Origin of the sequence: Ectopseudomonas oleovorans (assembly GCF_003052605.1) — a bacterium.
GTDB classification, from domain to species: Bacteria; Pseudomonadota; Gammaproteobacteria; order Pseudomonadales; family Pseudomonadaceae; genus Aquipseudomonas; species Aquipseudomonas oleovorans_A.
The window spans coordinates 20,201-33,742 of the sequence record NZ_QASO01000074.1 but is presented as its reverse complement, the minus strand read 5'-3'; the positions used below and the strand labels follow the sequence as shown (position 1 = coordinate 33,742).

The 13,542-nt window shown below is 62.8% G+C and carries 16 protein-coding genes; all 16 read left to right on the top strand.

Annotated elements, in window-relative coordinates:
- On the top strand, positions 1 to 429 hold a 429-nt coding region (gene tnpA / locus DBO86_RS12770; RefSeq protein WP_146173169.1), incomplete at its 5' end, for an IS200/IS605 family transposase.
- 479 nt (positions 430 to 908) lie between these two features.
- Entirely contained in the window at positions 909 to 1,178 is a 270-nt protein-coding gene (locus DBO86_RS12765) for a phenol hydroxylase subunit (protein WP_108233847.1), read from the top strand.
- Between the two features lie 48 nt (positions 1,179 to 1,226).
- Positions 1,227 to 2,228 carry an aromatic/alkene monooxygenase hydroxylase subunit beta gene (locus tag DBO86_RS12760; protein WP_108233846.1) on the top strand — a complete coding sequence of 334 codons (1,002 nt, stop codon included), beginning with the start codon at positions 1,227 to 1,229 and terminating at the stop codon, positions 2,226 to 2,228.
- Complete coding sequence (locus tag DBO86_RS12755; protein WP_059392796.1) at positions 2,225 to 2,497, top strand: MmoB/DmpM family protein; 273 nt, start codon at positions 2,225 to 2,227, stop codon at positions 2,495 to 2,497. The genes DBO86_RS12760 and DBO86_RS12755 overlap by 4 nt, the downstream gene beginning before the upstream one ends.
- Positions 2,498 to 2,507: 10 nt before the next feature.
- Positions 2,508 to 4,061 (top strand): aromatic/alkene/methane monooxygenase hydroxylase/oxygenase subunit alpha, encoded by a 1,554-nt coding sequence (locus DBO86_RS12750; protein ID WP_108233845.1) that lies wholly within the window; start codon positions 2,508 to 2,510, stop codon positions 4,059 to 4,061.
- Positions 4,062 to 4,132: 71 nt separating this feature from the next.
- Positions 4,133 to 4,492 (top strand): phenol hydroxylase subunit P4, encoded by a 360-nt coding sequence (locus tag DBO86_RS12745; protein WP_059392798.1) that lies wholly within the window; start codon positions 4,133 to 4,135, stop codon positions 4,490 to 4,492.
- 10 nt (positions 4,493 to 4,502) lie between these two features.
- Positions 4,503 to 5,564, top strand: coding sequence for a phenol 2-monooxygenase reductase component DmpP (gene dmpP, locus DBO86_RS12740; RefSeq protein ID WP_045736211.1), 1,062 nt, complete (start codon positions 4,503 to 4,505; stop codon positions 5,562 to 5,564).
- Between the two features lie 8 nt (positions 5,565 to 5,572).
- Complete coding sequence (locus DBO86_RS12735; protein WP_108233844.1) at positions 5,573 to 5,911, top strand: 2Fe-2S iron-sulfur cluster binding domain-containing protein; 339 nt, start codon at positions 5,573 to 5,575, stop codon at positions 5,909 to 5,911.
- Positions 5,908 to 6,831, top strand: a complete 924-nt coding sequence (locus DBO86_RS12730; protein WP_108233843.1) for a catechol 2,3-dioxygenase — start codon at positions 5,908 to 5,910, stop codon at positions 6,829 to 6,831. Before DBO86_RS12735 ends, DBO86_RS12730 begins: the two co-directional genes overlap by 4 nt.
- 34 nt (positions 6,832 to 6,865) lie before the next feature.
- On the top strand, positions 6,866 to 8,326 hold the full coding sequence (locus DBO86_RS12725; protein WP_108233842.1) for a 2-hydroxymuconic semialdehyde dehydrogenase: 1,461 nt from the start codon (positions 6,866 to 6,868) through the stop codon (positions 8,324 to 8,326).
- A gap of 7 nt (positions 8,327 to 8,333) precedes the next feature.
- On the top strand, positions 8,334 to 9,182 hold the full coding sequence (locus DBO86_RS12720; protein ID WP_108233841.1) for an alpha/beta fold hydrolase: 849 nt from the start codon (positions 8,334 to 8,336) through the stop codon (positions 9,180 to 9,182).
- A gap of 11 nt (positions 9,183 to 9,193) precedes the next feature.
- The gene (gene dmpE, locus DBO86_RS12715) at positions 9,194 to 9,979 is read left to right on the top strand and encodes a 2-oxopent-4-enoate hydratase (RefSeq protein ID WP_108233840.1); all 786 of its coding nucleotides are present in this window, start codon (positions 9,194 to 9,196) and stop codon (positions 9,977 to 9,979) included.
- 15 nt (positions 9,980 to 9,994) lie between these two features.
- Complete coding sequence (locus tag DBO86_RS12710; protein ID WP_108233839.1) at positions 9,995 to 10,933, top strand: acetaldehyde dehydrogenase (acetylating); 939 nt, start codon at positions 9,995 to 9,997, stop codon at positions 10,931 to 10,933.
- A gap of 11 nt (positions 10,934 to 10,944) precedes the next feature.
- Complete coding sequence (dmpG, locus tag DBO86_RS12705; protein WP_003463156.1) at positions 10,945 to 11,979, top strand: 4-hydroxy-2-oxovalerate aldolase; 1,035 nt, start codon at positions 10,945 to 10,947, stop codon at positions 11,977 to 11,979.
- A complete protein-coding gene (gene dmpH, locus DBO86_RS12700) occupies positions 11,979 to 12,773 on the top strand; it encodes a 2-oxo-3-hexenedioate decarboxylase (protein WP_108233838.1) in 795 nt (264 codons plus the stop codon). Before dmpG ends, dmpH begins: the two co-directional genes overlap by 1 nt.
- Before the next feature lie 50 nt (positions 12,774 to 12,823).
- Entirely contained in the window at positions 12,824 to 13,015 is a 192-nt protein-coding gene (locus DBO86_RS12695) for a 2-hydroxymuconate tautomerase (RefSeq protein WP_108233837.1), read from the top strand.
- Positions 13,016 to 13,542 lie beyond the last annotated feature (527 nt).

Genomic DNA, 13,542 nt, shown 5'->3' with positions numbered 1-13,542 from the left:
GATTACAGATACGGCAGTCATACGGTCTACCAGATCGAGTATCACTTTGTTTGGGTGACTAAGTACCGATACAAGGTGCTCAGCGGTGAGGTTGCTGAGCGAGTGCGAGAGCTGGTGAGACAGACGTGCGAAGCATTTGAAATTCGGATTGTGAAAGGTGTGGTGAGCAAGGATCACGTGCATATTCTGGTGAGCAGTCCGCCGAATTTGGCGCCGAGTGAGATCATGAGGCGGATCAAGGGGCGTACGGCGAGCAAGCTTTTCGAGGAGTTTCCCCATCTGAAAAAGCGCTATTGGGGGCAGCATTTTTGGGCTCGCGGGTACTTTTGCGCGACGGTTGGGCAGATGACGGAAGAGATGATCAAGCAGTATCTGGAGCATCATTTTGAGCCGAGCCCGAACGATAATTTCAGGATGGAGCCTGACTGATCCGACGCGTCGTTCAGTCGACGCGTATCCGGACTTTCAGTCCGTAAGTCACTAACCCACCGACTTCAGTCGGTGGTTGTTGAGTGTTGTAGGGGGCGCTGAAACACCTGGAAAGCACACGGTAGTCGATGTATTCAGCGAACACTCCAGGCGGCCTTTCCGGCCGTGTTGGCGCAACGCCAACTCACCATATTCGCCTTTTTCGGCAGATGAAAGTCAACCAAATGATGAAAGGCGCGAGTCTCTGGGGTGTGCCATCGGTTGCCCTGCGCAGGGGCTGTGAGCATTTGCTCAAGTGCGGCGAGGCAATTGAGCAAATGCTCAAAAAGCCCGTGTGGCGCCTGCCTTCACGGCGTCTCGCAGGTGCCGATCAATAAATTAAAAATCATTTAAATACAGATACTTATCTTATTTTTTGGCGCCTTGGCACAGGCGTTGCTTTAGCGCCTTGGCCAGCAACCAGCCAGGAACCGGCCGAGATGAAAGACCCAGAGATTCCCTTCGATCAGCTGACCCGGTTTGTCCGGGTGCGCAGCGAGCCGGATGCCAGGTTCGTCGAATTCGATTTCGCCATTGGTCATCCGGAGCTGTTCGTCGAGCTGGTACTGCCACGCGCAGCCTTCGCCACGTTCTGCCAGTGCCAGCGTGTGGTGCAGATGGACGCGGCGATGTGCCAAGCGGTGGATGAAGACGCGGCCAAGTGGCGCTACGGCGATGTCGGACGACGCGAGGCAAACGACCGAGAGTAAGCCCGAGCGACAGCCGAACACACACAACAACAAGAAGGTACGTTTGAAATGAGCGTAGAGATCAAGACCAATACGGTGGAAACCCTCCGCCACACCTACGGCAACCTGCAGCGCCGTTTCGGTGACAAGCCGGCGAGCCGCTATCAGGAAGCCAGCTACGACATCGAACCGACTACCAACTTCCACTACCGGCCGCTGTGGGACCCGCAGCGCCAACTCAACGACCCCAGCCGTACGGCGATCCGCATGGCCGACTGGCACGCGGTCACCGACCCGCGCCAGTACTTCTACGGTGCCTACGTGCAGGCCCGGGCGCGCATGCAGGAAGCCGCCGAGCATGCCTACGGCTTCTGTGAAAAACGTGGCCTGTTGAGCCGCCTGCCCGAGGCGCTGCAGCACAAGATCCTGCGTTGCCTGGTGCCGCTGCGCCACGCCGAGATGGGCGCCAATATGAACAACGGCGGCATTGCCGGCGACTGCATCGCCGGCACCATGACCCAACTGCACATCTATCAGGCCATGGATCGTCTGGGCATTGGTCAGTACCTGTCACGCATCGGCCTGTTGCTCGGCGAGGGCAGCGGCAGTGCGCTGGACCAGGCCAAGGCTTACTGGATGGATGATCCGATCTGGCAAGGCCTGCGGCGCTACGTAGAAGACAGCCTGGTGATCAAGGACTGGTTCGAGCTGACCCTGGCGCAGAACCTGCTGATCGACGGCATGAGCTACCCGCTGATGTACCAGCGCTTCGATCAGCAACTGGGCGAAGAGGGCGCTGGAGACCTGTCGATGCTCACCGAATTCATGCGCGACTGGTACGCCGAAAGCACCCGCTGGGTCGACGCCATGCTCAAGGTGGTGCTGGCCGAAAGCGCGGACAACCACGCGCAGATCCAGACCTGGGTGGATGCCTGGGAACCGCGCGCCTATGCCGCACTGCAACCGTTGGCCGAAGCGGCCACCGGCCTGGCCGCCCTCGACGACGTGCGTGCCGCGCTGGCCGCCCGCCTGCACAAACTTGGGCTGCGCAGCCCCGGAGTACCAGCATGAAACAACTGGCTTTCATCGTATTCCAGGACAACGACAACGCCCGTTACCTGGTGGACGCCATCATCCAGGACAACCCCCACGCCGAGGTTCAGTACCAGCCCGCGATGATCCGCATCCAGGCCGAGCAGCGCCTGGAAATCCGCCGCACGACAGTGGAGGAAATAATCGGTCGCGAGTGGGACGTCCAGGAAATGCTCATCGACGTAATCAGCATCGGCGGCAACGTGGCCGAGGACGACGACAGCTTCGTCCTCGAGTGGAAGAACTAGGAGGCAGACCATGACAACTCAGAAGAAAAAACTCAGCCTGAAAGACAAGTACCAGTACCTGACACGCGACATGGCCTGGGAACCGAGCTACCAGAAGAAGGAAGACATCTTTCCCTACGAACGCTTTGAGGGGATCAAGATCACCGACTGGGACAAGTGGGAAGACCCGTTCCGCCTGACCATGGATGCTTACTGGAAGTATCAGGCCGAGAAAGAGAAGAAGCTGTACGCCATCTTCGACGCCTTCGCCCAGAACAACGGCCACCTGAATATTTCCGATGCGCGCTACGTCAACGCCCTGAAGCTGTTTCTGACCGGTATTTCACCGGGGGAATACTGCGCGTTTCAGGGCTATGCCAAGGTTGGCCGGCATTTCAGTGGTGCCGGTGCGCGGGTAGCCTGCCAGATGCAGTCGATTGACGAGCTGCGTCACGTGCAGACCCAGCTGCACGCCATGAGCCACTACAACAAGCACTTCAACGGCCTGCACGATTTTGCCCACATGTACGACCGGTTGTGGTTCCTCTCGGTGCCTAAGTCGTTCTTCGACGACGCGCGCTCGGCTGGCCCGTTCGAGTTCCTCACCGCCATCTCGTTCTCCTTCGAGTACGTGCTGACCAACCTGCTGTTCGTGCCGTTCATGTCCGGCGCCGCCTACAACGGCGACATGGCCACGGTCACCTTCGGCTTCTCCGCGCAGTCGGACGAAGCGCGGCACATGACCCTCGGCTTGGAAGTGATCAAGTTCATGCTCGAACAGCACGAAGACAACGTGCCGATCGTCCAGCGCTGGATCGACAAGTGGTTCTGGCGCGGTTATCGCCTGCTCAGTCTGGTCGGCATGATGATGGACTACATGCTGCCGAACAAAGTGATGTCCTGGGCCGAAGCCTGGGAGGTGTATTACGAGCAGAATGGCGGCGCGCTGTTCAAGGACCTTGAGCGCTACGGCATCCGCCCGCCGAAGTACCAGGACCAGGCCATCATCGGCAAGCAACACATCACTCACCAGATGTGGGCGACCTTCTACCAGTACTGCCATGCCACCAACTTCCACACTTGGATTCCCAGCCAGGAAGAGCAGCAGTGGCTCGCGGAAAAGTACCCGGACAGCTTCGACAAGTACTACCGCCCGCGTTTCGACCACTGGCAGGAGCAGCATGCCAAAGGCCAGCGCTTCTACAACTACACCCTGCCGCAGCTGTGCCAAGTGTGCCAAGTGCCGGCGCTGTTCACCGAGCCGGACGACCCGACCACCCTCAGCCACCGGCAGATCGAGCACGAGGGCGAGCGCTATCACTTCTGCTCGGATGGCTGCTGCGAGATCTTCCAGCACGAGCCGGAGAAGTACATCCAGGCCTGGCTGCCGGTGCACCAGATCTACCAGGGCAACTGCGAGGGCGGCGATGTGCAGACCGTGGTGGAGAAGTACTACCACCTGAAAAACGGGGTGGACAACCTCGAGTACGTCGGCTCGCCCGAGTACCTGCGCTGGCTGGCCTGGAAAAAACTCGGCACCCCGGCAGTGCCCGCCGGTGCGGGCAACACGCGCGACGCCGCCTGATGCGTCACCCCGGGTCGGGGTGGCGCTGCCGCCCCTGACCACCCCGATTCCAAGAACAAGAGGGTCAGTTCATGACTGTTAACGCGATCAGCGAATACCGCGCCACGCCGCGCGACCTGCAAGCCAATTTCCATGGCATGCAGATGCTCTATGTCTACTGGGAAAAACACCTGATGTTCTGCTCGCCGTTCGCCTTTCTGGTCGCCCCGGCGATGACCTTCGGCGCGTTCCTCGAGCAGGTGTTCATGGAGGCGATCAAGGCCCATCCAGACAGCGCGCGCATCGATTTCAGCGCGGCTGTGTGGCAGCTCAATGGCCAGCCGTTCACTGCCGATCCCAGTGCCAGCCTGGAAGCCAACGGTATTGACCACAAGAGCCTGCTGCGCCTGAGCACGCCAGGCCTGAACGGCGTCCAGGGTTCGTGCAGCTGAGAGGTGTGCCATGAGTTACAACGTCACCATTGAACCGACCGGCGAAGTGATCGAAGTGGAGGACGGCCAGACCATCCTCCAGGCCGCCCTGCGCCAGGGCGTCTGGCTGCCGTTCGCCTGCGGCCACGGCACCTGCGCCACCTGCAAGGTGCAGGTGGTCGAGGGCGAAGTGGATATCGGCGAAGCCTCGCCGTTCGCCCTGATGGACATCGAGCGCGACGAGCGCAAGGTGCTGGCCTGCTGCGCCATTCCGCTGTCCGACCTGGTGATCGAAGCCGACGTCGATGCCGACCCGGACTTCCTCGGCCATCCGGTGGAGGATTACCGGGGGGTGGTCAGCGCCCTGGTTGACCTGTCGCCGACCATCAAGGGCCTGCACATCAAGCTGGATCGGCCCATGCCGTTCCAGGCCGGGCAGTACGTCAACCTGGCATTGCCGGGCATCGACGGCACCCGCGCCTTCTCGCTGGCCAACCCGCCGAGCCGGAACGACGAAGTCGAGTTGCACGTGCGCCTGGTCGAGGGCGGTGCGGCCACCGGCTTTATCCACAAACAACTGAAAGTCGGCGACGCGGTGGAGCTGTCCGGGCCTTATGGGCAGTTCTTCGTGCGCGATTCGCAGGCCGGCGACCTGATCTTCATCGCCGGCGGCTCGGGCTTATCGAGCCCGCAGTCGATGATCCTCGATCTGCTTGAGCGCGGCGATACGCGGCAGATCACCCTGTTCCAGGGCGCGCGCAATGTCGCCGAGCTGTACAACCGCGAGCTGTTCGAGGCGCTGGCCGCGCAGCACCCGCAGTTCAGCTATGTGCCGGCGCTCAGCCAGGCCAACGACGACCCGACGTGGCAAGGCTTCAAGGGCTTCGTCCACGACGCCGCCAAGGCGCATTTCGACGGCCGCTTCGGTGGGCAAAAAGCCTACCTGTGCGGCCCGCCGCCGATGATCGACGCGGCCATCACCACCCTGATGCAAGGCCGGCTGTTCGAGCGTGACATCTTTATGGAGCGCTTCTACACCGCCGCCGATGGGGCCGGCGAGAGCAGCCGTTCGGCCCTGTTCAAGCGCATCTGAGGTGAACCATGAACCGTGCCGGTTATGAGATTCGCGAAACGGTCAGCGGCCAGACGTTCCGTTGCCTGCCCGACCAGTCGGTGCTCAGTGCGATGGAGCAACAGGGCAAGCGCTGCGTGCCAGTCGGTTGCCGCGGCGGCGGCTGCGGCCTGTGCAAGGTGCGCGTGCTGAGCGGCAGCTACCAGTGCCACAAGATGAGTTGCAGCCATGTGCCGCCGGAGGCGGCCAAGCAGGGCCTGGCCCTGGCCTGCCAACTGTTTCCCCAGACTGACCTGAGCATCGAATGCCTGCGCCGCCAAGGCCCGGGCGACCACAACAACAAGAACCAGCAAGGGGTGTCGTCATGAAAAAAGGCGTAATGCGCCCCGGCCACGTCCAGCTTCGCGTACTGAACCTGGAGAGCGCCTTGGCCCACTACTGCGACCTGCTCGGTCTGATCGAAATGGACCGCGACGAGCAAGGGCGCGTCTACCTGAAGGCCTGGACCGAGGTCGACAAATTCTCCGTGGTGCTGCGCGAGGCCGATCAGCCGGGCATGGATTTCATGGGGTTCAAGGTGATCGACGAGGACTGCCTGAACCGCCTGACCCAGGATCTGCTCAATTATGGCTGCCTGATCGAAACCATCCCCGCCGGCGAACTCAAGGGTTGCGGTCGGCGGGTGCGCTTCCAGGCGCCGTCCGGACACTTTTTCGAGCTCTACGCCGACAAGGAGTACACCGGCAAATGGGGGCTGGAGGAGATCAATCCGGAAGCCTGGCCGCGCAACCTCAAGGGCATGCGCGCGGTGCGTTTCGACCACTGCCTGCTGTATGGCGACGAGCTGCAGGCGACCTACGAACTGTTCACTGAGGTGCTCGGTTTCTACCTGGCCGAGCAGGTGATCGACGACAACGGCACGCGCATCTCGCAGTTCCTCAGCCTGTCGACCAAGGCCCACGACGTGGCCTTTATCCAGCACGCGGAGAAGGGCAAGTTCCATCACGTTTCGTTCTTCCTGGAAACCTGGGAAGACGTGCTGCGCGCCGCCGACCTGATTTCCATGACCGACACCTCGATCGACATCGGCCCGACCCGCCACGGCCTGACTCACGGCAAGACCATCTACTTCTTCGACCCCTCGGGCAACCGCAACGAGGTGTTCTGCGGTGGCGATTACAACTACCAGGATCACAAGCCCGTGACCTGGCTGGCCAAGGACCTGGGTAAGGCCGTTTTTTACCACGACCGGGTGCTCAACGAACGTTTCCTGACCGTGCTCACCTGAAAGCCCGGCTCGCCTTTTTGCAGAGATTGCGCAGATGAAAGAGATCAAGCACCTCATTAACGGCGCCTTCGTCGGTTCGGCCAGCGGTCGCACCTTCGAGGACGTCAACCCGGCTAATGGCCAGGTGATTGCCCGTGTCCACGAAGCCGGCCGCGCCGAAGTCGACGCAGCGGTGCAGGCCGCACGCGCCGCGCTGAAAGGCCCCTGGGGCAAGATGAGCGTGAGCGAGCGGGCGGAGATCCTGCACCGCGTGGCCGACGGCATCACCGCACGTTTCGACGAGTTCCTCGAAGCGGAATGCTTGGATACCGGCAAGCCCAAGTCGCTCGCCAGCCATATCGACATCCCGCGCGGTGCGGCCAACTTCAAGGTCTTCGCCGACCTACTGAAGAACGTCGCCACCGAAGCCTTCGAGATGGCCACGCCGGATGGTAGTGGCGCGATCAACTACGCGGTGCGCCGCCCCAAGGGGGTGATCGGGGTGATCAGCCCGTGGAACCTGCCGCTACTGCTGATGACCTGGAAGGTCGGCCCGGCCCTGGCCTGCGGCAACACGGTGGTGGTCAAGCCCTCGGAGGAAACCCCACTGACTACCGCGCTGCTCGGCGAGGTGATGCAGGCGGCCGGCGTGCCGGCAGGGGTGTACAACGTGGTGCATGGCTTCGGCCCGGATTCGGCCGGCGCCTTCCTCACCGAGCACCCGGACGTCAACGCCATCACCTTCACCGGCGAAACCCGCACCGGCGAGGCGATCATGCGCGCGGCGGCCAAGGGTGTGCGGCCGGTGTCCTTCGAACTGGGCGGCAAGAACGCCGGCATCGTCTTCGCCGACTGCGACCTGGACAAGGCCATCGAAGGCAGCATGCGGTCGGTGTTCGCCAACGGCGGCCAGGTCTGCCTGGGCACCGAGCGCCTGTATGTCGAGCGGCCGATCTTCGATGAGTTTGTCGCCCGCCTCAAGGCCGGCGCCGAGAGCCTGGTGATAGGTACGCCGGATGACCCGCAGGCCAACTTCGGCCCGTTGATCAGCCTGCAGCACCGCGAGAAGGTCCTCTCCTATTACCAGAAGGCGGTTGATGAGGGCGCCACAGTGGTCACCGGCGGCGGCGTGCCCGAGATGCCGGCCGAACTGGCTGGCGGCGCCTGGGTGCAACCGACCATCTGGACTGGCTTGGCCGACGGTGCCGCGGTGGTCACCGAGGAAATCTTCGGGCCCTGCTGTCATATCCGCCCGTTCGACCGCGAGGAAGAAGCCGTCGAGTTGGCCAATAGCCTGCCCTATGGCCTGGCGGCGACCATCTGGACCGAGAACACCTCGCGCGCGCACCGCGTCGCCGGGCAACTGGAGGCCGGCATCGTCTGGGTTAACAGCTGGTTCCTGCGCGATCTGCGTACCGCCTTCGGCGGCAGCAAGCAGTCGGGTATAGGCCGGGAAGGGGGTGTGCACTCGCTGGAGTTCTACACCGAACTGAAAAACATCTGCGTGAAGTTGTGAGGCAGCCATGAATGCACCCCAGAACAGCCCGGAAATCGGCCGCGAGATTATCGCCGCCGGCATTCGCACCAACCTGCATGACAGCGGCGCAGGCTTCCCGCTGATGATGATCCACGGCTCCGGCCCCGGCGTGACCGCCTGGGCCAACTGGCGCCTGGTGATGCCAGAGCTGGCCAAGAGCCGCCGGGTGATAGCTCCGGACATGCTCGGCTTCGGCTACAGCGAGCGCCCGGCCGATGCGCAGTACAACCGTGATGTCTGGGTCGATCACGCGGTCGGCGTGCTCGATGCGCTGGAGATTGAACAGGCCGACCTGGTTGGCAACTCCTTCGGTGGCGGCCTGGCCCTGGCCCTGGCCATCCGCCACCCCGAGCGCGTACGCCGGCTGGTGCTGATGGGCAGCGCCGGGGTGAGCTTTCCGATCACCCCGGGCCTGGATGATGTGTGGGGCTATGAGCCGTCCTTCGCCACCATGCGCCGGCTGATGGACACCTTCGCCTACGACCGCAGCCTGGTCACCGACGAGCTGGCCGAACTGCGTTACCAGGCCAGCATCCGCCCCGGTTTTCAGGAGTCGTTCGCGCAGATGTTCCCCGCACCGCGCCAGCGCTGGGTCGATGGCCTGGCCAGCAGCGAGGCGCAGATCCGCGCCTTGCCCCACGAAACCCTGGTGATCCATGGCCGTGAGGATCAGGTGATCCCCCTGGCCGCCTCGCTGACGCTGGCCGAGTGGATCGTTCGCGCGCAATTGCACGTGTTCGGCCAGTGCGGCCACTGGACGCAGATCGAACACGCCGCCCGCTTCGCGCGCCTGGTCGAGGATTTCCTCGCCGAAGCCGACGCCCGCCATTCCTGAGAGAGACCGACATGGACCAGATAATGATCAACGCGCTCGGCGACGAGCTGTACCAGGCCATGCTCAACCGCGAGGCGATCAGCCCGCTGACCGAGCGTGGCTTCGACATCAGCGTCGACGACGCCTACCACATCTCGCTGCGCCTGCTCGAACGACGCCTGGCGGCCGGCGAGCAGATCATCGGCAAGAAGATCGGCGTGACCAGCAAGGCGGTGCAAAACATGCTGGGCGTGCACCAGCCGGACTTCGGTTACCTGACCGACGCCATGGTGTTCAACAGCGGCGAAGCGGTGCCGATCAGCCAGCGACTGATGCAGCCCAAGGCCGAGGGCGAGATCGCCTTCATCCTCAAGAAGGACCTGATCGGCCCCGGCGTGACCAACGCCGACGTACTGGCCGCCACCGAGTGCGTGATGCCGTGTTTCGAGATCGTCGATTCGCGCATCCGCGACTGGAAAATCAAGATCCAGGACACCGTGGCGGACAACGCCTCCTGCGGCCTGTTCGTGCTCGGCGACCAGGCGGTATCGCCGCGTCAGGTCGACCTGGTCACCTGCGGCATGGTGGTGGAAAAGAACGGCCACATCATCAGCACCGGGGCCGGCGCTGCGGCGCTCGGTTCGCCAGTTAACTGCGTGGCCTGGCTGGCCAACACCCTGGGCCGTTTCGGCATCGCGCTGAAAGCCGGCGAGGTGATCCTGTCCGGCTCGCTGGTGCCGTTGGAGCCGGTCAAGGCCGGCGACGTGATGCGCGTCGACATCGGCGGTATCGGCAGCGCCTCCGTGCGCTTCACCTGAATTGGAGGCTTGCAGATGAACCAGAAACTCAAAGTCGCGATCATCGGTTCGGGCAATATCGGCACCGACCTGATGATCAAGGTGCTGCGCAACGCCAAGTACCTGGAAATGGGCGCCATGGTCGGCATCGACGCCGCCTCCGACGGCCTGGCCCGCGCCCAGCGCATGGGCGTGACGACCACCTATGCCGGCGTCGAAGGGCTGATCAAGCTGCCCGAATTCGCCGACATCGATTTCGTCTTCGACGCCACCTCGGCCAGTGCCCACGTGCAGAACGAGGCGCTGCTGCGCCAGGCCAAACCTGGCATCCGCCTGATCGACCTGACCCCGGCGGCCATCGGCCCGTACTGCGTGCCGGTGGTCAACCTGGAAGAGCACCTCGGCAAGCTCAACGTCAACATGGTCACCTGCGGCGGCCAGGCGACCATTCCGATGGTCGCCGCGGTCTCCCGCGTGGCCAAGGTCCATTACGCCGAGATCGTCGCCTCGATCAGCAGCAAGTCCGCCGGTCCCGGAACCCGCGCCAACATCGACGAGTTCACCGAGACCACCAGCAAAGCCATCGAAGTGATCGGCGGTGCGGCCAAGGGCAAGGCGATCATCATCATGAACCCGGCTGAGCCGCCGCTGATCATGCGCGACACCGTGTATGTGCTGTCCGCCGCCGCCGATGAGGCCGCCGTCGCGGCCTCGGTGGAGGAAATGGTTCAGGCGGTGCAGGCCTACGTGCCCGGCTATCGCCTGAAGCAGCAGGTGCAGTTCGACGTGATCCCCGAGTCCGCGCCGCTGAACATCCCCGGCCTCGGCCGGTTCAGCGGGTTGAAGACCTCGGTGTTCCTCGAAGTCGAAGGCGCCGCCCATTACCTGCCGGCCTACGCTGGCAACCTCGACATCATGACCTCCGCCGCGCTGGCCACTGCCGAGCGCATGGCCCAGTCGATGCTCAAGGCCTGAGGAGAATCGCCATGACCTTCAACCCCGGCAAGAAACTCTATATCTCCGACGTCACCCTGCGCGACGGCAGCCACGCGATCCGCCATCAGTACTCGATCCAGAACGTGCAGGACATCGCCCGCGCCCTGGACCAGGCCAAGGTCGACTCCATCGAGGTGGCCCACGGCGACGGCCTGCAAGGCTCCAGCTTCAACTACGGCTTCGGCGCGCACACCGACCTGGAGTGGATCGAGGCGGTCAACGACGTGATCAGCCACGCCAAAATCGCCACCCTGCTGCTGCCCGGTATCGGCACGGTGCACGACCTCAAGGCGGCCTACAACGCCGGCGCGCGGGTGGTCCGCGTGGCCACCCATTGCACCGAGGCGGATGTCTCCAAGCAGCACATCGAATACGCCCGTGAACTGGGCATGGACACCGTCGGCTTTTTGATGATGAGCCATATGATCGCCCCCGAGCATCTGGCCAAGCAGGCCAAGCTGATGGAGAACTATGGCGCGACCTGCATCTACGTGGTCGATTCCGGTGGTGCGCTGAGCATGCAGGACGTGCGCGAGCGCTTCCGCGCGGTCAAGGCCGTGCTCAAGCCGGAAACCCAGACCGGCATGCACGCCCACCACAACCTGTCCCTTGGCGTGGCCAACTCCATCGTCGCGGTGGAGGAGGGCTGCGACCGCATCGACGCCAGTCTCGCCGGCATGGGCGCCGGTGCCGGTAACGCGCCGCTGGAGGTGTTCATCGCCGCCGCCGAACGCCTCGGCTGGGAGCACGGCACCGACCTCTACACCCTGATGGACGCCGCCGACGACATCGTCCGGCCGCTGCAAGACCGTCCGGTGCGGGTCGACCGCGAAACCCTGGCCCTCGGCTACGCCGGGGTCTACTCCAGCTTCCTCCGTCATTCCGAAGTGGCCGCGCAGAAATACGGCCTCAAGGCCGTGGACATCCTCGTCGAACTGGGCAAACGGCGCATGGTCGGTGGCCAGGAAGACATGATCGTCGACGTCGCCCTCGACCTATTGGCCGCCCGTAAGGAGCGCAACTGATGAACCGTACCCTGACCCGCGAACAGGTGCTGGCCCTGGCCGAGCACATCGAAAACGCCGAGCTGCATGCGCATGACATCAGCAAGGTGACCAACGATTACCCGGACATGACCTTCGCCGATGCCTACGACGTGCAGTGGGAAATCCGCCGGCGCAAGGAGGCCCGCGGCAACAAGATCGTCGGCTTGAAGATGGGCCTGACCTCCTGGGCGAAGATGGCACAGATGGGCGTGGAAACGCCGATATACGGCTTCCTCGCCGACTACTTCAGCGTCGCCGACGGCGGCGTGGTGGATTGCGCCAAACTGATCCACCCGAAGATCGAGGCGGAGATCAGCTTCGTCACCAAAGCCCCGCTGCACGGTCCGGGCTGCCATATCGGCCAAGTGCTGGCGGCCACCGACTTCGTCGTGCCGACGGTGGAAGTGATCGATTCGCGCTACGAGAACTTCAAGTTTGACTTGATCAGCGTGGTCGCCGACAACGCTTCCTCGACCCGTTTCATTACCGGCGGGCAGATGGCCAATGTGGCCGACGTGGACCTGCACACCCTCGGCGTGGTGATGGAGAAGAACGGCGAAGTGGTGGAGCTCGGTGCCGGTGCCGCAGTGCTTGGCCATCCTGCTTCCAGCGTGGCGATGCTGGCCAACCTGCTGGCCGAACGTGGTGAACATATCCCGGCGGGCAGTTTCATCATGACTGGCGGCATCACCGCTGCGGTACCGGTGGGGCCAGGCGACAACATCACGGTGCGCTATCAGGGCCTCGGCTCGGTGAGTGCACGTTTCATCTAACCCTGTGTGGCCGGCGTGCGCGCCGGCCATTGTCGATTAGGAGTACTGCAATGCCGATTGCTCAGCTTTACATCATCGAAGGTCGTACCGACGAGCAGAAGGAAACCTTGATCCGCCAGGTCAGCGAAGCAATGGCGAACTCGCTGGATGCACCTCTCGAGCGGGTGCGCGTGATCATTACCGAAATGCCGAAGAATCACTTCGGCATCGGTGGTGAGCCGGCGAGCAAGCTCAGGCGCTAGTCCGTCTGTATCGTAAAAATTGCGTCTCGGATGGGGCTCAGCGCAGGATCCAGAGGGTCACACAGTTCTTGCTGGCGTTATTGCCGGTTTTGCGGTTTTACCGGGGTACGCGGCCAAGCAGCTTTTTATGCTTAGGCTTGGCAAACCCGGCTAATACAAGCGCTGATGAACACGGCAGGCTGTCGATCCGGCCCCGCGCTCGTTCAGCTGCCGTTCGCCGTTAGGCTCAAAGCTCTGGGACGGTTCGACCGCCATCCTGAGGAGCACCCACACCTCTGAACCCACACTTCGACCCACACCTTGGCGGCGGATTCTGGGGATTGCTCATGGACGCCTTGGGATGGGTGGTAAGCCTAATGCCCTGTATTTCTAGGGCTCGTGGATCTTGCTGGATTTCTTCGGGCAATAAAAAAGCCGGCTTGTGGGCGGCTTTTTATAAATTATAAGCATCTGATTTTGTTAGATATTTATTTATTTATTTTGGTTGTCCCCCCACTTGTCCCCCCAGACTGGTTTCGCGTACTGCT

Coding starts and splice junctions, on each gene's coding strand:
- DBO86_RS12730 (WP_108233843.1), top strand. CDS start 5,908: ATGAAAAAAGGCGTAATGCGCCCCGGCCACGTCCAGCTTCGCGTACTG.
- DBO86_RS12750 (WP_108233845.1), top strand. CDS start 2,508: ATGACAACTCAGAAGAAAAAACTCAGCCTGAAAGACAAGTACCAGTAC.
- DBO86_RS12695 (WP_108233837.1), top strand. CDS start 12,824: ATGCCGATTGCTCAGCTTTACATCATCGAAGGTCGTACCGACGAGCAG.
- DBO86_RS12760 (WP_108233846.1), top strand. CDS start 1,227: ATGAGCGTAGAGATCAAGACCAATACGGTGGAAACCCTCCGCCACACC.
- DBO86_RS12765 (WP_108233847.1), top strand. CDS start 909: ATGAAAGACCCAGAGATTCCCTTCGATCAGCTGACCCGGTTTGTCCGG.
- dmpG (WP_003463156.1), top strand. CDS start 10,945: ATGACCTTCAACCCCGGCAAGAAACTCTATATCTCCGACGTCACCCTG.
- DBO86_RS12710 (WP_108233839.1), top strand. CDS start 9,995: ATGAACCAGAAACTCAAAGTCGCGATCATCGGTTCGGGCAATATCGGC.
- DBO86_RS12735 (WP_108233844.1), top strand. CDS start 5,573: ATGAACCGTGCCGGTTATGAGATTCGCGAAACGGTCAGCGGCCAGACG.
- DBO86_RS12725 (WP_108233842.1), top strand. CDS start 6,866: ATGAAAGAGATCAAGCACCTCATTAACGGCGCCTTCGTCGGTTCGGCC.
- DBO86_RS12755 (WP_059392796.1), top strand. CDS start 2,225: ATGAAACAACTGGCTTTCATCGTATTCCAGGACAACGACAACGCCCGT.
- DBO86_RS12745 (WP_059392798.1), top strand. CDS start 4,133: ATGACTGTTAACGCGATCAGCGAATACCGCGCCACGCCGCGCGACCTG.
- DBO86_RS12720 (WP_108233841.1), top strand. CDS start 8,334: ATGAATGCACCCCAGAACAGCCCGGAAATCGGCCGCGAGATTATCGCC.
- dmpE (WP_108233840.1), top strand. CDS start 9,194: ATGGACCAGATAATGATCAACGCGCTCGGCGACGAGCTGTACCAGGCC.
- dmpP (WP_045736211.1), top strand. CDS start 4,503: ATGAGTTACAACGTCACCATTGAACCGACCGGCGAAGTGATCGAAGTG.
- dmpH (WP_108233838.1), top strand. CDS start 11,979: ATGAACCGTACCCTGACCCGCGAACAGGTGCTGGCCCTGGCCGAGCAC.